The following is an 18,634-nucleotide window of genomic DNA, read 5'->3' as shown; positions in this document are numbered from 1 at the left end:
GCAATACGGTGCTTCGTATAGAGTTCCAGGGAGTAGTTCGTACGTCCGCAGTCCGACCCAGGAGCAGTCACCATGGCCATAGACCTCACAGGCCGCCATTTCCTCAAGGAGCTGGACTTCACGGCCGAGGAGTTCCGCGGCCTGCTCGCCCTGTCCGCCGAGCTCAAGGCCGCCAAGAAGGCCGGCGCGGAGGTGCAGCGGCTGCGTGGCAGCAACATCGCCCTGATCTTCGAGAAGACCTCGACGCGTACCCGTTGCGCCTTCGAGGTGGCTGCCGCGGACCAGGGCGCGTCCACCACGTACCTCGACCCCTCGGGGTCCCAGATGGGACACAAGGAGTCGGTGAAGGACACCGCCCGGGTGCTCGGCCGGATGTTCGACGCCATCGAGTACCGGGGTGACAGCCAGCAGGCCGTCGAGGAGCTGGCGGCGTACGGCGGTGTGCCGGTCTACAACGGATTGACCGACGACTGGCACCCCACCCAGATGCTCGCCGACGTCCTCACGATGACCGAGCACAGCGCGGGGCCCCTGGAGGAGATCGCCTTCGCCTACCTCGGCGACGCCCGCTTCAACATGGGCAACTCCTACCTGATCACCGGCGCCCTGCTGGGCATGGACGTCAGGATCGTCGCGCCCGCCGCCTACTGGCCGGCCCAGGACGTCGTGGACCGTGCGCACGAGCTCGCCGCGCGGAGCGGCGCGCGCATCACCCTCACCGAGGACATCGCCGAAGGTGTACGAGGTGCCGGCTTCGTCGTCACCGACGTCTGGGTCTCCATGGGGGAGCCCAAGGACGTCTGGGACGAGCGCATCGCCTCCCTCTCGCCCTACGCCGTGACCATGGACGTCCTGCGCGCCACGGGCAACGACGACGTGAAGTTCATGCACTGCCTCCCCGCCTTTCACGACCTCGGGACGAAGGTGGGCAAGGAGATCCACGAGCGGCACGGGCTGTCCGAGCTGGAGGTCACCGACGAGGTCTTCGAGTCCTCGCACTCGGTCGTCTTCGACGAGGCCGAGAACCGGATGCACACGATCAAGGCGGTCCTGGTCGCGACCCTGGCCGGCGGTTCACAGTCCGCATGAAAATGCACCCGATTGGGTGAACATGCGTGCAAGTGGCTACGATGGTGCTACTTGGTGGGGTTCGGGCTCGCGCGCCCGAACCCCTTTTCACGTGCCCGGTCCGGAGCGCGTACCCAGGTGAGAGCCCCCCACAGGCTCCGTTTCCCCGCACCACCAGAGAAGAGACCCCGTCCCCCCATGAGTGCCGTCTCCCCCACCCCGCCAAGCCCTTCACGCAGAAACGGGGCGCGCATCAAGAGCCCCGAACTGCTGCTCGCCGAGTCCGGAGCCGACCTGGAAGGGCACGGCCTGCGGCGCACCATGGGGCTGTTCCAGCTCGTGTGCTTCGGCGTCGGTGCGATCGTCGGCACCGGCATCTTCGTCGGTCTGTCCGACAGCGTCGCCGAGGCGGGCCCCGCCGTGGTGGTCTCGTTCGTCCTCGCCGCCATCACCTGCATCTTCACCGCCTTCTCGTTCGCCGAGCTCGGCGGCGCCATCCCGGTCTCCGGCAGTTCCTACTCCTTCGCCTACGCCACGCTCGGGGAGCGGGTCGCCTTCCTCGTGGGCTGGTGCCTGCTCCTGGAGTACGGCGTCTCGGTCTCCGCCGTCGCGGTCGGGTGGAGCCAGTACGTCAACGAGCTGCTGGACAGCGTCGTCGGCTGGAGTCTGCCGGCCGCGCTCTCCTCGGGGCCCGGCGACGGCGGTGTGATCAACCTGCCGGCGATCGTCGTGGTCATGATGGCGGCCACACTCCTGGTGCGCGGCATCAGGGAGAGCGCGCGGGCCACGGCGGCGATGGCGGTGCTCAAGATCGGCATCCTCGTCGCGTTCTGCGCGATCGCCTTCACCGCTTTCGAGGACGGGCACCTCTCCCCCTTCGCTCCGGAGGGCATGGCAGGGATCACGGCCGGCGCGTCGGTGGCGTTCTTCTCGTACATCGGCTTCGACGCCATCACCACCGCCGGCGAGGAGGTCAAGAACCCCCGCCGGAACATCCCGATCGCGATCCTGATCTGCATCGGCGTGGTCACGCTGCTCTACTGCGCGGTCGCCCTCGGGGCCATCGGGTCGCTGGGCGCGGACGCCGTCTCCGACAAGCCCGCCGCGCTCTCGCTGGTCGTCGACAAGGTCACCGGATCGAGCGTCGGCGGCGGGATCATCGCCTTCGGCGCGGTTGTCGCCATCGCCTCCGTCGTCCTGGCGGTGATGTACGGCCAGACCCGGATCCTGATGTCGATGTCCCGCGACGGGCTGATCCCCCGGGTCTTCGAGCGCGTGTCGCCGAAGACCCGCACCCCGGTCGCCAACACCTGGATCGTTGCGGTCCTCTTCGCGGTCCCCGCCGCGTTCGCGTCCCTCGACGTCGTCGTGAACCTGACGACCATCGGCACGCTCGCCACCATGGCGGTCGTCAACATCGCCGTCATCGCGCTGCGCCGCCGCAACCCGGACCTGAAGCGTTCCTTCCGGGTGCCGTTGTACCCGGTCAGCCCCGTTCTGGGCGTCGGCTTCTGCCTGTATCTGATGTACGGGACGGGCTGGACGACCTGGGTGCAGTTCGTGGTCTTCCTGGCCGTGGGCGCCCTGGTGTACGCGCTGTACAGCCGCAGCCGCTCCCGGCTCGTCAGCGGGCGGCAGGACCGGGCGGCGGCGGGCCCGACGGAAGGGTGAACCAGACCGCCTTGCCGTGTTCGGTGGGGCGGTGACCGCAGGCGGAGCTCAGGGCGCGGATCAGGAGGAGCCCCCTGCCGTGCTCCTGCCAGGGGTCCGGAGTGCTCTCCGGAAGCAGGCCGGACAGGTCGCCGGGCGGCTCGGGATCGTGGTCGTGCACCTCGACCTGGCAGCCGGAGGCCAGGAGCTCGACCACCAGCTCGATGGGCCCGGAGCCGTCGGTGTGCTCCACGGCGTTGGCGACCAGCTCGGCCGTCAGCAGTTCGGCCGTGTCACTGTCCGCCGGCGCCTCGAGTTCCGCCAGCGCCGTACGGACCAGCGCGCGGGCGATCGGCACCGCGGCCGTGGAGTGCGGCAGGGCGATACGCCAGAAGGGCTGAGGGGGGACGTCGGGCGGCACAGTGGGGGCTTCCGTTCGGCAGCGGGACATCCGAGGGGGCACGGGCGTGCCCCCTCGGATGCGTCCTGGCCGTGTGGTCCGTACCAGGACTTCCTGCGCTCAACCATACGAAGCGAGGCGCCCCGGACATAGAGGCTGTCGGCCGGCACAAAAGGGACCTTCGCCACAGTGGTGACGACGCGCTATCGCGTACTCATGACGGAAGTCACGGACGAGTGATAACTTCGAAGCGCATCTGCCGCAGCCCGACGGCCGGAGGGGACCCTTCCATGAGCCCGTTCACCGGCTCCGCCTCGCGGACCGAACGCTGGAAGCATCTGCGCCTGACCATCGACGACGGCGTGGCGACCGTCACGCTCGCCCGTCCCGAGAAGCTCAACGCACTCACCTTCGGCGCCTACGCCGACCTGCGCGACCTTCTCGCCGAGCTCTCCCGCGAACGCTCCGTGCGCGCCCTCGTGCTCGCCGGGGAAGGGCGCGGTTTCTGCTCGGGCGGCGACGTGGACGAGATCATCGGCGCCACGCTGGCGATGGACACCGCGCAGCTCCTGGACTTCAACCGGATGACGGGGCAGGTCGTACGAGCCCTCCGGGAATGCCCGTTCCCCGTCGTCGCCGCCGTGCACGGAGTCGCCGCCGGTGCCGGGGCGGTCCTCGCCCTGGCCTCCGACTTCCGGGTCGCGGCCCCCTCCGCCCGTTTCGCCTTCCTCTTCACCGCGGTCGGCCTCTCCGGCGGCGACATGGGCGCCGCCTACCTTCTGCCCCGCGTCGTCGGCCTCGGCCACGCCACCCGGATCCTGATGCTCGGAGAACCCGTCCGCGCCCCCGAGGCCGAGCGCATCGGGCTGATCAGCGAGCTGACCGGCGAAGGGGAGGCCGACACCCGGGCAGCCGCGCTGGCCCGACGCCTCGCCGACGGGCCGGCCCTCGCCCTCGCCCAGACGAAGGCGCTCCTCACCGCGGAGCTCGACATGCCGCTCGCCGCCTCCGTGGAGATGGACGCGGCTACCCAGGCCCTGCTGATGAACGGTGAGGACTACGCCGAGTTCCACGCCGCCTTCACCGAGAAACGGCCGCCGAAGTGGCGGGGCAGGTGACGCGATGCCCTCCCCGGACACGCAACGGATCGCGGTCGTCGGCGGGGGACCGGGCGGGCTCTACGCCGCCGCGCTCCTGAAGCGGCTGCGCCCCGGCCGCGAGGTCACCGTGTGGGAACGCAACGCCCCGGACGACACCTTCGGCTTCGGCGTGGTCCTCTCCGACGAGACGCTCGGCGGTATCGAGCACGCCGACCCCGCCGTGTACGCGGCCCTGAGCGAGGCGTTCGTGCGCTGGGACACCATCGACGTCGTGCACCGGGGCACCACCCAGACCTCCGGCGGCCACGGCTTCGCCGCGCTGGAGCGCCGTACGCTCCTGCGGATCCTGCACGAGCGCTGCGCGTCCCTCGGCGTGCGGCTCCGCTTCCGGACCGAGGCGCCGCCCGCCGCGGAGCTCGCCGCGAGCCACGACCTGGTCGTCGCCGCGGACGGGGTGCACAGCGCCACCCGCGAGGCACACGCCCGCCACTTCCGCCCCACGGTCACGCACCACCGCAACCGCTACATCTGGCTCGCCGCCGACTTCGCGTTCGACGCCTTCCGCTTCGAGATCGCCGAGACCGGGCACGGCGTGATGCAGCTGCACGCCTACCCCTTCGCCCTCCCTTCGCCCGGCGGCCGGTCCCCGACGGGCGTCCGCGGCCCGGCGGACGGATCCGGCGCCTCCACCGTCATCGTGGAGATGCGCGACGAGGTCTGGCGGGCCGCCGGGTTCGACAGCTGCGGCACCGCCGAGTCGGCCGAGCGCTGTGCCGAGGTCTTCGCCGACGCGCTCGGAGGCCGGCCGCTGCGCTCCAACAAGTCCTCCTGGCTCACCTTCGCCACCGTTACCAACCAGCACTGGTCGCACGGCCGCACGGTCCTCCTCGGCGACGCCGCCCACACCGCCCACTTCTCGATCGGCTCCGGCACCAAACTCGCCGTCGAGGACGCCCTCGCCCTCGCCGCCTGCATCGAGGAGCAGCCCGATCTGCCCGCCGCCCTCGCCGCGTACGAGGCCGAGCGCCGTCCCGTCGTCCTGTCCACCCAGCGCGCCGCCGCGGCCAGCCTGCGCTGGTTCGAGGAACTCCCGCAGTACGCGCACCAGCCGCCCCGGCGGTTCGCCTTCAACCTCCTCACCCGCAGCCGCCGCGTCACCCACGACAACCTCCGGCTCCGCGACCCCGGTTTCACCGGAGCGGTCGAGGAGGAGTTCGGCTGCCCGCCCGGCACCCCGCCGATGTTCACCCCGCTGCGGCTCCGCGGCCTCGAACTCCGCAACAGGGTCGTCGTGTCGCCCATGGACATGTACTCCGCCGCCGCCGACGGCGTGCCCGGCGACTTCCACCTCGTCCACCTCGGCGCCCGGGCGCTCGGCGGTGCCGGTCTCGTCATGACGGAGATGGTCTGCGTGAGCCCGGAAGGCCGTATCACCCCCGGCTGCACCGGCCTGTGGACCGACGAACAGGCCGACGCGTGGACCAGGATCACTCGCTTCGTCCACGACAGCGGCCATGGCGCCGCGATCGGTGTCCAGCTGGGCCACTCCGGCCGCAAGGGATCGACCCGGCGGATGTGGGAGGGCATCGACCAACCGCTGGACGACGGGAACTGGCCGGTCGTCGCCGCCTCACCCCTCCCGTACGCGCACGGTGTCAGCCAGATCCCGCAGACGCTGGACAGGGACGGGATGGACGCGGTCCGCGACCGGTTCACCGAGGCCGCCCGCCGCGCCGCCCGCTGCGGATTCGACCTCCTCGAACTGCACTGCGCCCACGGCTACCTGCTCTCCGGTTTCCTGTCCCCGCTCACCAACCGGCGCACCGACGCCTACGGCGGGTCCGTGGAGAACCGGCTGCGATTCCCCCTGGAGGTCTTCGACGCGGTCCGTGCCGTATGGCCGCGGGAGCGGCCGACGACCGTACGGATCTCCGCGACGGACTGGTTCCACGGCGGCACGAGCGACGCGGACGCCCTGGCGGTCGCACGCGCCTTCGCCGCCCACGGGGCCGACGCCATCGACGTCTCCACCGGCCAGGTCGTCCCGGAGGAGCGCCCCGGGTACGGCCGCTCGTACCAGACCCCGTACGCCGACCGCATCCGCAACGTCCTCGGCGTGCCCGTCATCGCGGTGGGCGCCATCTCCTCCTGGGACGACGTCAATTCGCTGCTGCTCGCCGGCCGGGCCGACCTCTGCGCCCTGGCCCGCCCCCACCTCCACGACCCGCACTGGACGCTGCACGCGGCGGCAGAGCAGGGGTACGAAGGGCCGGGTGCCCCCTGGCCGCTGCCGTACCGCGCGGGCAGCCGCCCTCCGCCGACCGGCCGCACCGACGCCCCCAAGCCCCGGCTCACGCTTGACTGACCGTCAGCCGTGCGCCCGAAGAAGGGCGGGGCCGGCCTCCGGTCCGCCCGCCCGGCGCGGCGGACGGCCCGCCCCCGGCGTCATTCCGGCTCCGCGGTGATCAGCAGGCGGTCGGAGACGGCCTCGTAGCCGATGCGGAGGTACACGCCGTTGCTCGTCGGATTCGCGAGGTCGGCGAAGAGCAGCACCTCCGCGGCCCCGTCCTCCCGGGCCAGGCGGCCGGCTTCCGCCGTGACCGCCGCCGCGTAGCCCCGGCCCCGGTGCTCCGGCGGGGTGTAGACGGCCGAGACCCGCACCGTGCCCGCGATCCTGCCCGAGACACCAGCCATCGACACCGGCATCCCGTCCGTCTCCCAGAGGGTCAGCCCGCCGTGCGCGGTGCGCTCGTCCACGATGTGTTCCGCGCTGTCGCCCGCCTGCCCGGTCTCCGCACCGAACGCCCGCATCCACGTGACGAGCAGCGCGCGGTCGGCGCCGGTTGCGGCCCGGGGTCTCCCGGCGGGCGCGGGGGAGGGTGGCACCGCAGTGCCGAGCCGGTACAGCCGTTGCTCCTCGTCGACGCGGTGGCGCGGCCAGCGGGCGGCCAGTGCCGTCGCCGCCTCACGGTCGGCGTTGATGCCGGGCAGCGGGAGCGCGTCGGCCAGGGCGCGGACCGCTTCGGGGGCCGCCGAGCCGAGGACCGGCGGGAAGGGCGGTGTGCGCACCAGTGCGCCGGCCACCTCCCCGTCCGGCCCGCGCCACCAGCCCAGCACGGGAACCCCCGCGCCGTAGGCATGCGGCCCGCCGTCCCGCAGGGTGGCCGTGACGGTCAGCAGCAGTGTGTTCTCGGCGGGCCGGGCGGCCAGTGACGGTCCGGCCGTCTCCAGGAAGGTGTCGACGTCGTCGGTGAAGGTCCAGGACATGCCTCATCCTGTCCGGCCGCCCGCCTCCAGGGCACCCCGTTTTCCGGCCGGTCACTCCGGGGCGGTGGCCTCACGCAGCAGGAAGCGCTGGAGCTTCCCCGTCGCGGTCCTCGGAAGCGCCGGCACGAACTCGACGGTGCGCGGGCACTTGTGCGGTGCCAGTTCGGCCTTCATATGGGTACGCAGGTCGTCCGCCGACAGGGACGCGCCCTCGCGCAGGACGACGTAGGCGGCCACGATCTGCCCGCGCAGTTCGTCGGCCCGTCCCACCACCGCCGCCTCGGAGACGTCGGCGTGGCGCAGGAGGGCCTCCTCGACCTCGGGACCGGCGATGTTGTAACCGGCGGAGATGATCATGTCGTCGGCGCGGGCGACGTAACGGAAGTAGCCGTCCGGCTCGCGCACATAGGTGTCGCCGGTGATGTTCCAGCCGTGGCGCACGTACACCCGCTGGCGTTCGTCGGCGAGGTACCGGCAGCCGACCGGACCGCGCACGGCCAGCAGGCCGGGCTCCCCGTCGGGCAGTTCCATGCCGTCCTCGTCCACCACGCGCGCCTGCCAGCCGGGCACGGGCACGCCCGTGGTGCCGGGCCGGATCGCCCCGTCGGCCGCCGAGATGAAGATGTGCAGCAGCTCGGTCGCGCCGATGCCGTTGATGATGCGCAGCCCCGTCCGTTCGTACCAGGACCGCCAGGTCGCGGCGGGCAGGTTCTCCCCGGCCGAGACGCAGCGGCGCAGGGCGGACAGGTCGTGGCCGTCGAGCGCGTCGAGCATCACGCGGTACGCGGTCGGCGCCGTGAACAGGACGGAGACCCGGTGGGCGGCGAGCGCGGGCAGCAACTGCTTGGGCCCCGCCTGCTCCAGCAGCAGGGCCGAGGCGCCGGCCCGGAGCGGGAAGACCACGAGCCCGCCCAGCCCGAAGGTGAAGCCGAGCGGCGGGCTGCCCGTGAACACGTCGTCGGGGCCCGGCCGCAGGACATGCCGGGCGAACGTGTCCGCGACGGCCAGCACGTCGCGGTGCGCGTGCATGCAGCCCTTGGGCAGGCCGGTGGTACCCGAGGTGAACGCGATGAGGGCGATGTCGTCGGCGGCGGTGTCCACCGCCCGGTAGGGCCCCGGCCGGGCCGCCGCGAGCTCCGTCAGATCGTCTGAGGAGCCGCCCCCGTACGTCGTGACGCGCAGCCCGGGTACCCCGGCGTCGAGCAGGTCGTCCACCGATCGGATGTCGCACAGTGCGTGGCCGACACGGGCGATGGAGCAGATCGTGGCGAGCTCGGAGGCCCGCTGCCGGTCCAGCACCGTCACGGCGACCGCTCCGGCCTTCATCACCGCGAGCCAGCAGGCCGCGAGCCACGGCGTGGTGGGACCGCGCAGCAGCACGCGGTTGCCGGGGACCACTCCCAGATCATGTGTCAGCACCTGGGCGATCCGGTCCACCCTGTCGCGCAGGTCCCCGTAGTTCCACACGGTTCCGTCGCCGCTGCGGAAGGCGGGACGGTCGGGGCCGAAGGCGGCGACCGTGCGGTCGAGCAGCTCGTATCCGCAGTTCAGCCGGTCCGGATAGGCCAGTTCGGGGAGGTCGAAGACCAGCTCGGGCCAGTCCTCGGCGGGTGGGAGATGGTCGCGCGCGAAGGTGTCGGTGTGCGCGCTCGCGGTACCTGACGGCTTCATGAAGCATCGCCCCCTTGTCGCCCCTGGAGCGTATCGTTTGAGTGACGGTAGTCAACGGTCCGCGATAAGACGCGACAAGAGAGGCGCCGGTATGACGGCATTCTCCCTCGATCCCGGTCAAACCGCCTGGTGCGAAGAGCTGTACGCACTCGCCCGTGAGGAACTCCGCCCGCTCGCCGAGAAGGGCGAGCCCGGCCACGTCAACCGCCCGCTCGTCGCCGCGCTCGGCGGGCTGGGGCTCCTGGACCGGCTCCTCGGATCGGGCGCGCTCGACCTCTGCCTGCTGCGCGAATCACTGGCGCGCGGCTGCACGGAGGCGGAGACCGCGCTCGCGCTCCAGGGTCTCGGAGCCGGACCGGTCCGCCTGGCGGGCACCGAGGCCCAGCGCGCGCGCTGGCTCCCCGAGGTGCGTGCCGGACGCGCCGTCGCCGCCTTCGCCCTCAGCGAGCCGGGCGCGGGCTCCGACGCGGCCGCCCTCGCCCTCGCCGCGCGGCCGGCGCCCGGCGGTGACGGCTGGCGGCTCACCGGCGAGAAGTGCTGGATCTCCAACGCCCCCGAGGCCGACTTCTACACCGTCTTCGCCCGGACGGGGGAGGGCGACGGAGCCCGCGGCGTCACCGCCTTCCTCGTGCCCGCCGACCGGCCGGGGCTCACCGGGGAGGCACTGGACATGCTGTCCCCGCACCCCGTCGGGGCACTGGACTTCGACGGGGTACCGGTGACCGCCGACGACGTGCTCGGCGAGCCCGGCCGTGGGTTCCGGGTCGCCATGGACACCCTGAACCTCTTCCGCCCCAGCGTCGGAGCGTTCGCGGTCGGCATGGCGCGCGCGGCGCTCGACGCGACCCTGGAACACACGGCAGACCGCACCGCCTTCGGAGCCCCGCTCAAGGACCTGCAGGCCGTCTCGCACCAGGTGGCCGAGATGGCCACCCGCACCGAGGCCGCCCGGCTCCTGGTCCTCGCGGCCGCCGCCGCCCACGACGCGGGCGAGCCGGGGGTGCCCCGGCGCGCGGCCATGGCCAAGCTGTACGCCACCGAGACCGCGCAGTACGTCGTCGACGCGGCGGTCCAGCTGCACGGCGCCCGCGCCCTGCGCCGGGGACACCTGCTCGAACATCTCTACCGGGAGGTCCGCGCGCCCCGGATCTACGAGGGCGCCACCGAGGTACAGCGCACGATCATCGCCAAGGATCTGTACGCGACACAGGAGACCCCCGCATGAATCCGATCACCCGGATCAACCCCGCCGAGCTCTCCCCGCCCACCGGCTTCTCGCACGCCGTCACGGCCACCGGTGGCCGGCTGGTCTTCCTGGCCGGCCAGACCGCGCTGGACGGCGACGGGAAGGTCGTCGGAGCCACCCTGCCGGAGCAGTTCGAGACCGCTCTGGGAAACCTGCTCACCGCGCTGCGCGCGGCCGGCGGCGCCCCGACCGCCCTGGCCAGGGTCACCGTCTACACCACCGACGTGGCCGGCTACCGCGCCCACGCCCGTGAACTGGGCGCCGTCTGGCGGAGGCTGGCGGGGCGCGAGTACCCGGCCATGGCGGTCGTCGGCGCGGTCAGGCTGTGGGACGAACAGGCCATGGTCGAGATCGACGGCATCGCGGTGCTGGACTGAGCCGACACGCGGAAGTGGCCTCGCATGTGCAACACGGCGCGCACACGGAACACGCACCCTTCCCTGCCGAAGTGTCGGGGATGCCTGTCATGCCCAGGTAGCGGTGCACACGCTCCGGAGTGACGCTGAAGACGCGCACGGTTCTGCCGCGCACGGGGAGGTGACGGCGGTGACCCGAGGGCCGTCCCCGCACACGGTGAACAGGTCGACCGAAGGTGGCGGCATCACCGCGCGTGACGAGGCGCGCTGCGGCCTTCACGTCACCGGGGCCGGCCGGGGGCTGCCGGACGAGGTTCCCGAGGAACCGCGCCATCTGTCCCTGAACGCCGACCGGGTGTTCCACGAAGGAGAAGTGCCCGGCGCGCAGGAACGTTCCCATGTCATGCCGTGTGGGCACGGGTGAACAGGGCAGACGCCGTTCTGTGACCTCAGTGGGACGAAAGGCGGCCGCCACCGACGCGGACCGGAACCAGCAGGCCGTCCGGCGCGCGGCGCGCCGGACGGGTGAACCGGGCCGGGGGATATATCTCTATTCGGTGGCCTTTGTTCCGGAACACCCGTCGTGACCGTCCTCATCCTCTGCCATTTCGCACTGGCGGCGTGCGCCGTGCCGCTGGTGCGACGGCTCGGCCGCCGGGCCTTCGTCGTGCTCGCGCTGCCCCCCGCCGCCACCACGGTGTGGGCATTCACCCAGTGGGGCACCACGGCCGACGGCGGGTCGGTCACCTCGTCATGGGAATGGATCGCCACCTACGACGTCTCGTTCGCCCTGCGCCTGGACGCGCTCGCCGAGCTCATGGTGCTGCTCGCAGCCGGTGTCGGCATGCTGGTCCTGCTGTACTGCGCGTCCTACTTCACCGACGGCTCACCCCGACTGGCGCCCTTCGCGGGGAACCTGCTGGCCTTCGCGGGCGCCATGCTCGCTCTCGTCCTCGCGGACGACCTGATCACCCTCTACGTCTTCTGGGAACTGACCACCGTCTTCTCCTACCTGCTGATCGGACACACCAGCGAACGCAAGAAGAACCGCCGCTCCGCCCTCCAGGCCCTGACGGTCACCACACTGGGCGGACTCGCCATGCTGGTCGGCTTCCTGATCCTCGGTGAGGCGGCGGGCACCTACCGGATCTCCGCGATCGTGGCCGACCCTCCGGAGGCGACCCTCGCCGTATCCGTGGCCGTCGTCCTCGTGCTGTGCGGGGCCCTCTCCAAGTCGGCGATCTGGCCGTTCAGCCTCTGGCTGCCGAACGCCATGGCCGCACCCACCCCCGTCAGCGCCTATCTGCACGCCGCGGCCATGGTCAAGGCCGGCGTCTACCTCGTTGCACGGCTCGCTCCCGCATTCGCCGACGTACCCGTCTGGCGGCCCGTCGTCCTCGTGCTGGGGGGAGCGACCATGCTCCTCGGAGGCTGGCGCGCCCTGCGCCTCCACGACCTGAAACTCGTCCTCGCCTACGGCACCGTCAGCCAGCTCGGATTCCTCACCGTGCTCGCCGGGGCGGGCAACCGGAACGCGGCACTCGCCGCGGTCGCGATGATCCTGGCGCACGCCCTGTTCAAGGCCGCCCTGTTCCTCGTCACCGGCATCGTGGACCACGCGGCCGGCACCCGGGACCTGCGTGAGCTCTCCGGTCTCGGCCGCACCATGCCCTACGTGTGCGCGGTCGGCGTACTCGCCGCGGCCTCGATGGCCGCCCTGCCACCGTTCCTCGGATTCGCCGCCAAGGAAGCCGCCCTCGAAGCGCTGCTGCACGGAGACACCGCCGACCGCTGGGAACTCGCCGTCGTCGTCCTCGGCTCGGTGCTGACGGTCGCCTACACCCTGCGCTTCGTATGGGGAGCGTTCGCCCGCAAGCGAGGAGCCGCCGACACCCCCGTCCACCGCGTCGGCGCCGCGCTCCTCGCCCCGCCCGCGGTGCTCGCCGTCGCCGGTCTCGTCCTCGGCCCCGGCGTCGGATGGACGGACCGTCTGTTCGCCGCGTACGCCGACGTCTTCCCCGCCGCCGCACACCCCTACCACCTCGCGCTCTGGCACGGTTTCGGGACGGCCCTGCTGCTGTCCGCCGTGACGTGGGCGGGCGGAGCCGTGCTCTTCGCCCTGCGCGGTACGGTCACCAAGGTCTCCCGCCGCGTCGCGTGGCCCACCGCGGACAGCGTGTTCGGCCACCTCCTGCTCGGCCTGGAGCGCGTCGCCCTCCAGATCACCGGTTTCGTCCAGCGCGGCTCCCTCTCCGGCTACCTGGCCATCACCATGACGGTGATGCTGGCCGGCCAGCTCGCCGTGCTGGTCACGGACCGCCCCTGGGAGGGTGCGGTCGCCCCCCGGGCGTGGGACGTCCCGCTCCAGGGCGCGGTGGCCTTCCTCACCTGCGCCGCCGCACTCTCCTGCCTGACCGTCAGCCGCCGGATGAAGGCCGTCGTCCTGGCCGGACTCACCGGATACGGGGCCGCGCTCCTCTTCGTCGTGCAGGGCGCACCCGACCTGGCGCTCACCCAGTTCTGCGTCGAAACGGTGTCGATGATCGTGTTCGTGCTGGTCCTGCGCCGGCTGCCGGTGCGCTTCGAGGAGTCCATCGGCACCTGGCGGCGGGCCCTGCGGATCCCGGTGGCGCTGGGCGCCGCTGCGACGGTCGGCGTGGCCGTCTGGGCGGCGGGCGCCGCACGCGTCGCCGAGCCCGCGGGCGCCGCGATGGTCGAGGAGGTCGCACACCACGGCCTCAAGGACGTCGTGGCCACCATCCTCGTCGATCTGCGCGCCTGGGACACGATGGGGGAGTCCGCAGTCCTCGCGGCGGCGGCGATCGGCGTCACCAGCCTCATCTATCTGCACCGCCGCGGCGAGGCCTCCATGAACAGGGAGGAACTGCGGGGGGAGACCGCGTGGACGCTGTCGGGCCGACGCCTCACCGGACTGCCGCAGGGCGACGACACCGCACCCGAACGCAGTTGGCTGGCCGCCGGATCCACTCTCGCGCCCGAGCACCGGTCCGTCGTCTTCGAGGTGGTGGGCCGCCTCCTCTTCCACCCCATCCTGGTGCTCTCCCTCTACCTGCTGTTCTGCGCGGAGAACATGCCGGGCGGCGGATTCGTCGCCGGGCTGGTGGCGGGACTCGCCCTCATCACCCGCTACCTGGCAGGAGGCAGATTCGAGCTCGCGGAGGCCGCGCCGCTGCAGCCGGGCCTCTTCACCGGGCTCGGACTGTTCGTGTCCACGGCGGTCGCCCTGGGCGGCCTCGCGGAAGGCACGGTGCTGCACGCCTGGACCTACCACGGGCACCTGCCCGTGTTCGGTGACTACCACCTGAGCACCTCGGTCCTCTTCGACTTCGGCGTCTACCTGCTGGTCCTCGGCGTCGTCCTCGACATCGTGCGGGCGCTGGGCGCCAAGGTCGACCGGCAGATCGAGCGGGCGGCGGGCGCGCTGGCCCCCGCCACGGACCCCGGGACGGGGGAGCCGAACCGATGACCATGAGCGTCTCGCTCCTCGCCACCGCCGTCGTCCTCTGCGCGGTCGGCGGCATCCTCATGCTCACCCGGCCGCTCACCCGCATCCTGCTCGGCGCGGTGATCGCGGGGAACGGCATCAACCTGCTGGTCCTCTCGTCGACCGGGTCGGCCGGGGCCGCACCTCTGCTCTACGGGGTGCCGCTGCGCCGGGTCACCGACCCGCTGCCGCAGGCCATCGCCCTCACCGCCATCGTCATCACGCTCGCCACCACGGCCTTCCTGCTCGCGATGGCCTACCGCAGCTACCAGCTCACCGGCACCGACGAGGTCCACGACGACCTGGAGGACCGGCGCATCTTCCTGCGCGCCGAAGTGCTGGGGGAGCGTGCCGAACTCCGCGAGGAATACCGGGCGGAGCCCGGACGCACCCGCAGGGAACGCGCACGCTACCGGCAGGAACGCCACCGCCTGCGCGCCCGGCTGCGCGCCGACCGGGCGCTCCAGGCCCGGGGCCGGGACGCCGGCGGCGACCTGTGGCACGACGTGCTGGGCGCCGATCCGGAGGACTACGTGAACGACACGCACGACGACCGAGGAGCCGCCGGATGAACGCGCTCGTCCCGCTGCCGGTCCTGCTGCCCCTCTGCGCCACCGGGGTGAGCCTCGCCTTCGGTGTCAGGCTCGCACGCTTCCAGCGCTTCATCAGCGTCGCCGTGCTCACCGCCGTCCTCGCGCTCTCGGTGACCCTGATGATCGCCGCGGACCGGCAGGGCCCCCTGTCCGTCCACCTGGGGGACTTCGCCCCGCCGCTCGGCATCACGCTGGTCGCCGACCGGCTGTCCGGACTGATGCTGACCGTCTCCTCGGCCGTCACCCTCTCCGTACTCGTCTACTCACTCGGCCAGGGCATGGCGGACCGGGACAAGGAGACGCCCGTCGCCGTCTTCCACCCCGCCTACCTCATCCTGGTCGCCGGGGTCTCCCTCACCTTCATCGCGGGCGACCTCGTCAACCTCTACGTCGGCTTCGAGATCATGCTGGTCGCCAGCTTCGTCCTGCTCACGCTCGGCGGTACCGGGCCCCGCATCCGCGCCGGCTCCACCTACGTGATCATCTCGCTGTTCTCCTCGATGCTGTTCCTGACGGCGATCGCCATGACCTACGCCGCCACCGGCACCGCCAACTTCGCCCAACTGGCCCTGCGGCTGCCCGACCTGCCACTGGGTGTGCAGACCCTGGTCCAGGCGATGCTCCTCACCGTCTTCGCCATCAAGGCCGCTGTCTTCCCCCTGGCCGCCTGGCTCCCCGACTCCTACCCGACCGCGCCCGCGCCCGTCACCGCCGTCTTCGCGGGCCTGCTGACGAAGGTCGGCATCTACTGCATGCTGCGGACCGAGACCCTGCTCTTCCCCGGCAACCGGCTCGGCGACCTGCTCATGGCCGTCGCCCTCGCCTCGATGATCGTGGGCATCCTCGGCGCGGTCGCCCAGACCGACCTGAAGCGGCTGTTCTCCTTCACCCTCGTCAGCCACATCGGCTACATGGTCTTCGGGATCGGCCTCGCCACCCGTGAGGCGTACGGCGGCGCGATCTTCTACGTCGCCCACCACATCACCGTCCAGACCAGTCTGTTCCTCGTCGCGGGGCTCATCGAGCGCCGGGGCGGCACCAACGAGCTCACCCGGCTCGGCGGGCTGGCCAGGTCGGCCCCGCTGCTCGCGGTCCTCTTCTTCGTCCCCGCCATGAACTTCGCGGGGATCCCGCCGCTCTCCGGCTTCATCGGGAAACTCGGACTCATGCGGGCCGGCGTCTCGGACGGCAGCGTCTGGGCCTGGATCCTCGTCGCCGGGGCCACCGTGACGAGCCTGCTCACCCTGTACGTGATGGCCAAGATCTGGAACCTGGCCTTCTGGCGCACCGAGCCGCCGGGCCAGGCCGCCTACGGCACCGTCCTCGAGACCGCCGACGACAGCGACGACGACGAAGGCCCCGGGCCCGACCGCGTCCCGGGCACCGGCGACGAAGGAGTCGGGCCGGCGCCGGCCGGACGGACCGTGGCCGCCACCCTCCAGGGGCAGGCCGTCACCACCACGGTCCGCCCGCCCCGGGCCATGACCGCCGCCACCGCGGGCGCCGTCGTGCTCGGTCTGGCCTTCACGGTGCTGGCAGGGCCCCTGACGGCCTTCACCGACCGCTCGGCGGCCGAACTCATCTCCCGCCGGCCCTACGTGGAGGAGGTGCTCGGCCCGTGAAGCGCCTGATCACCCTGTCGTACCACAACCCCGATCTGCCGCCCTTCAGCATCGGGTTCGCAGGCCGGCGGCGCCGGGTGCTCGACCTCCCGCTGATCGCCTGGCTCACCTTCATCTGGGTCCTGCTGTGGTCCACCCTGACCTGGGCCAACGTCATCACCGGTGTCGTCGTCGCGGTGGCCGTCTGTCTCGCGTTCCCGCTGCCCCAGGTCGACCTCGGGCTGAGACTGCACCCCTGGGGCATCCTGCGGCTCGCCGCCTACCTGCTCTACGACATGTACACCTCGGGGGTGAAGGTCACCCGGCAGATCTTCGCCGACCGGCCGCACCGGCCCGCCGTCATCGGCGTCCCGCTGCGCTGCCGGAGCGACCTGATGCTCGCCGCGACCGCCGTCACCGTGTCCAACGTCCCCGGGGGCTCCGTCGTCGAGGTGCGCAGGGCCACGGCCACGCTCTTCCTGCACGTCCTGGACGCCGACCGGCCGGCGGAGCTCGAGGCGGCCCGGCGCTCCGTCTGGAAGCTGGAGGAGCTGACGGTCCGGGCGTTCGGCACGCGCGACGAGATCACCCGGGTGTCCGGGCCGCCGCCACCGGTCCCCGGTTCCGACACGGGTTCCGACACCGGGGAGGAGGGGGCATGAGTGGTCCCGAGACCGTCGACCGGGTGCTGATCACCGCCGCAGTCGTGTTCGTCGTCGTGGCCGGAGCGCTGCTGCTCTTCCGCATCAGCCGCGGTCCCTCGATGCTGGACCGGGCCATCGGCCTCGACGTGTTCGCCGCCGTGATGATCGCGGGTCTGGGCGCCAAGTCGGCGTTCGCCCGGGACTCCTTCTACTTCCCGATCATGCTGGTGCTCGCGTTCCTCGGCTTCACCGGCTCGGTGGGGATCGCCCGGTTCATCGCCGTACGCGACAAGCCGTTGTCGCGGCGCAGGGCCAAGGGAAAGGAGGAGCGGAAATGAGCGTCTGGCTCCAGATCACGGACACGGCCGGTGCGGTGCTGGTCTTTCTCGGCGCGGCCATCTGCCTCCTCGGCGTGGTCGGCATGCTGAAGCTGCCCGACGTCCTGTCGCGCAGTCACGCGGCGACCAAACCGCAGACCCTCGGGCTGCTCCTGGTGCTGGCCGGGGTCGCGCTGAGACTGCGCGGCGGCATGGACTTCGCGACGCTCGCGCTCATCGGCTTCTTCCAGCTGATGACCGGTCCGGTGGCCTCCCACCTCGTGGCGCGGTCGGCGTACCGCACGGGACAGATCGAGCGTGGCGAGCTGCTGTTCGACGACCTGGACGCGCAGCTCACCGAGCCCGGCCAGGAAACAGGGGAGCGGCCGGATCCCGACAGCGGGCCCGACCGCGGCTGACAGCGGCCGTCAGCCGTCGAGCAGCCTCCCCCGCAGGGCGCCGACCGTGGCGTCCGTGACGCCGAGCCGGCCGGTGACGTACCCCTGGACCGAACCGTGGGCAGCCGTCAGGTCCGCGAGGAACAATCGGATGACCTCCTCGGGCGCCCGTCCGTAGCCGGGCCACAGCGGTGTGCGGCCGCCGTGGAGGGCCGCCCAGTCGGCGATCAGCAGATCCGTGGCCGCCTCGGTGAGGGCGAAGTCCTCGGCCACGCCGTCCTCGTCGACCCCGAGCAGGGACAGGATCAGGGCGGCCAGCAGGCCGGTGCGGTCCTTGCCGGACGCGCAGTGGAAGACGAGGGGCCCCGTGCTCCCGGCGACGGTCTCCAGCGCCTGCCGCAGTTCGGCGACCCCGTCCTCGGCGACCTCCGCGTAACGGTCGGCGAGATATCGCCACGGGTCGAGCTCCGGATCGATCGCCGCCTGGTCGTACGGGCGGTGCTCGATGCTCAGATTGAGGTAGGTGAGCTGCTCGTCGTCGGGAACCCGGCCCCGGGCCTCGATCTCCCACGGGTGGCGCAGATCGATGACGGTGCGCACACCGAGGGCGAGGAAGCGGTCCCGGTCGGGTCCTTCGAGCTTGGCGAGCGAGTCCGAGCGGTACAGCAGGCCGCGACGGACCGAGCGGCCGTCCGAGGACCGACGGCCCCCCAGATCACGGAAGTTGTGCAGTCTGTCGAACGTGATGCGTCCAGGTATCTCCACGCCGCACACACTATTTCTGCGATGATGCGGCGGGGAACCACCGGGCGCTGGGG

At 72.0% G+C, this 18,634-nt stretch carries 17 protein-coding genes; 13 read left to right on the top strand and 4 right to left on the bottom strand.

From position 1 onward, the window contains the following. Positions 1-72: 72 nt before the first annotated feature. Positions 73-1,089 carry an ornithine carbamoyltransferase gene (gene argF / locus P8A20_RS08045; protein WP_306103220.1) on the top strand — a complete coding sequence of 339 codons (1,017 nt, stop codon included), beginning with the start codon at positions 73-75 and terminating at the stop codon, positions 1,087-1,089. A gap of 177 nt (positions 1,090-1,266) precedes the next feature. Beyond that, entirely contained in the window at positions 1,267-2,739 is a 1,473-nt protein-coding gene (locus P8A20_RS08040; protein WP_306103219.1) for an amino acid permease, read from the top strand. On the opposite strand, the gene P8A20_RS08035 is transcribed toward P8A20_RS08040, so the two are convergent. Beyond that, positions 2,693-3,139, bottom strand: a complete 447-nt coding sequence (locus tag P8A20_RS08035) for an ATP-binding protein (protein ID WP_306103218.1) — start codon at positions 3,137-3,139, stop codon at positions 2,693-2,695. The two genes, P8A20_RS08040 and P8A20_RS08035, sit on opposite strands and share 47 nt — an antisense overlap. A gap of 269 nt (positions 3,140-3,408) precedes the next feature. Here P8A20_RS08035 and P8A20_RS08030 point away from each other — a divergent pair, with 269 nt between their 5' ends. Together P8A20_RS08030 and P8A20_RS08025 are read left to right on the top strand one after the other, a co-directional pair. Next, a complete protein-coding gene (locus P8A20_RS08030; protein ID WP_147959909.1) occupies positions 3,409-4,236 on the top strand; it encodes an enoyl-CoA hydratase family protein in 828 nt (275 codons plus the stop codon). A gap of 4 nt (positions 4,237-4,240) precedes the next feature. Continuing rightward, complete coding sequence (locus tag P8A20_RS08025) at positions 4,241-6,583, top strand: bifunctional salicylyl-CoA 5-hydroxylase/oxidoreductase (protein WP_147959910.1); 2,343 nt, start codon at positions 4,241-4,243, stop codon at positions 6,581-6,583. Positions 6,584-6,663: 80 nt separating this feature from the next. Here the strand turns inward: P8A20_RS08025 and P8A20_RS08020 are convergent, their stop codons facing one another. Next, the gene (locus P8A20_RS08020; RefSeq protein WP_306103217.1) at positions 6,664-7,485 is read right to left on the bottom strand and encodes a GNAT family N-acetyltransferase; all 822 of its coding nucleotides are present in this window, start codon (positions 7,483-7,485) and stop codon (positions 6,664-6,666) included. A gap of 51 nt (positions 7,486-7,536) precedes the next feature. After that, positions 7,537-9,156: an AMP-binding protein gene (locus tag P8A20_RS08015; protein WP_306103216.1), complete on the bottom strand. Its 1,620-nt coding sequence runs from the start codon at positions 9,154-9,156 to the stop codon at positions 7,537-7,539. 91 nt (positions 9,157-9,247) lie between these two features. Between P8A20_RS08015 and P8A20_RS08010 the strand changes: the two genes are divergently transcribed. The 9 genes from P8A20_RS08010 to mnhG all read left to right on the top strand — a co-directional run bounded on the left by P8A20_RS08010 (position 9,248) and on the right by mnhG (position 17,837). After that, positions 9,248-10,381, top strand: a complete 1,134-nt coding sequence (locus tag P8A20_RS08010) for an acyl-CoA dehydrogenase family protein (protein ID WP_147959912.1) — start codon at positions 9,248-9,250, stop codon at positions 10,379-10,381. Continuing rightward, entirely contained in the window at positions 10,378-10,779 is a 402-nt protein-coding gene (locus P8A20_RS08005; RefSeq protein WP_147959913.1) for a RidA family protein, read from the top strand. The genes P8A20_RS08010 and P8A20_RS08005 overlap by 4 nt, the downstream gene beginning before the upstream one ends. A gap of 169 nt (positions 10,780-10,948) precedes the next feature. After that, on the top strand, positions 10,949-11,182 hold the full coding sequence (locus P8A20_RS08000; protein WP_147959914.1) for a hypothetical protein: 234 nt from the start codon (positions 10,949-10,951) through the stop codon (positions 11,180-11,182). A 159-nt stretch (positions 11,183-11,341) separates the two neighbouring features. Then, entirely contained in the window at positions 11,342-14,245 is a 2,904-nt protein-coding gene (locus P8A20_RS07995) for a Na+/H+ antiporter subunit A (protein WP_147959915.1), read from the top strand. Then, complete coding sequence (locus P8A20_RS07990; RefSeq protein WP_147959916.1) at positions 14,242-14,835, top strand: Na(+)/H(+) antiporter subunit C; 594 nt, start codon at positions 14,242-14,244, stop codon at positions 14,833-14,835. The genes P8A20_RS07995 and P8A20_RS07990 overlap by 4 nt, the downstream gene beginning before the upstream one ends. Then, on the top strand, positions 14,832-16,478 hold the full coding sequence (locus P8A20_RS07985) for a Na+/H+ antiporter subunit D (protein ID WP_306103215.1): 1,647 nt from the start codon (positions 14,832-14,834) through the stop codon (positions 16,476-16,478). The genes P8A20_RS07990 and P8A20_RS07985 overlap by 4 nt, the downstream gene beginning before the upstream one ends. Continuing rightward, positions 16,475-17,119: a Na+/H+ antiporter subunit E gene (locus P8A20_RS07980; protein WP_147959918.1), complete on the top strand. Its 645-nt coding sequence runs from the start codon at positions 16,475-16,477 to the stop codon at positions 17,117-17,119. The genes P8A20_RS07985 and P8A20_RS07980 overlap by 4 nt, the downstream gene beginning before the upstream one ends. Then, entirely contained in the window at positions 17,116-17,439 is a 324-nt protein-coding gene (locus tag P8A20_RS07975) for an MrpF/PhaF family protein (protein ID WP_147959919.1), read from the top strand. Before P8A20_RS07980 ends, P8A20_RS07975 begins: the two co-directional genes overlap by 4 nt. Next, a complete protein-coding gene (gene mnhG / locus P8A20_RS07970; RefSeq protein ID WP_147959920.1) occupies positions 17,436-17,837 on the top strand; it encodes a monovalent cation/H(+) antiporter subunit G in 402 nt (133 codons plus the stop codon). Before P8A20_RS07975 ends, mnhG begins: the two co-directional genes overlap by 4 nt. A 9-nt stretch (positions 17,838-17,846) precedes the next feature. Here the strand turns inward: mnhG and P8A20_RS07965 are convergent, their stop codons facing one another. Further along, the gene (locus tag P8A20_RS07965) at positions 17,847-18,581 is read right to left on the bottom strand and encodes a tyrosine-protein phosphatase (protein ID WP_315985971.1); all 735 of its coding nucleotides are present in this window, start codon (positions 18,579-18,581) and stop codon (positions 17,847-17,849) included. Positions 18,582-18,634: the final 53 nt, after the last annotated feature.

This window comes from Streptomyces sp. Alt3 (assembly GCF_030719215.1).
GTDB classification, from domain to species: domain Bacteria; phylum Actinomycetota; class Actinomycetes; order Streptomycetales; family Streptomycetaceae; genus Streptomyces; species Streptomyces glycanivorans.
This window is presented reverse-complemented; position numbering and strand designations above follow the sequence as displayed.

Coding starts and splice junctions, on each gene's coding strand:
- P8A20_RS08005 (WP_147959913.1), top strand. CDS start 10,378: ATGAATCCGATCACCCGGATCAACCCCGCCGAGCTCTCCCCGCCCACC.
- P8A20_RS08020 (WP_306103217.1), bottom strand. CDS start 7,485: ATGTCCTGGACCTTCACCGACGACGTCGACACCTTCCTGGAGACGGCC.
- P8A20_RS08025 (WP_147959910.1), top strand. CDS start 4,241: ATGCCCTCCCCGGACACGCAACGGATCGCGGTCGTCGGCGGGGGACCG.
- P8A20_RS08010 (WP_147959912.1), top strand. CDS start 9,248: ATGACGGCATTCTCCCTCGATCCCGGTCAAACCGCCTGGTGCGAAGAG.
- mnhG (WP_147959920.1), top strand. CDS start 17,436: ATGAGCGTCTGGCTCCAGATCACGGACACGGCCGGTGCGGTGCTGGTC.
- P8A20_RS07975 (WP_147959919.1), top strand. CDS start 17,116: ATGAGTGGTCCCGAGACCGTCGACCGGGTGCTGATCACCGCCGCAGTC.
- argF (WP_306103220.1), top strand. CDS start 73: ATGGCCATAGACCTCACAGGCCGCCATTTCCTCAAGGAGCTGGACTTC.
- P8A20_RS07990 (WP_147959916.1), top strand. CDS start 14,242: ATGACCATGAGCGTCTCGCTCCTCGCCACCGCCGTCGTCCTCTGCGCG.
- P8A20_RS08030 (WP_147959909.1), top strand. CDS start 3,409: ATGAGCCCGTTCACCGGCTCCGCCTCGCGGACCGAACGCTGGAAGCAT.
- P8A20_RS07985 (WP_306103215.1), top strand. CDS start 14,832: ATGAACGCGCTCGTCCCGCTGCCGGTCCTGCTGCCCCTCTGCGCCACC.
- P8A20_RS08040 (WP_306103219.1), top strand. CDS start 1,267: ATGAGTGCCGTCTCCCCCACCCCGCCAAGCCCTTCACGCAGAAACGGG.
- P8A20_RS08015 (WP_306103216.1), bottom strand. CDS start 9,156: ATGAAGCCGTCAGGTACCGCGAGCGCGCACACCGACACCTTCGCGCGC.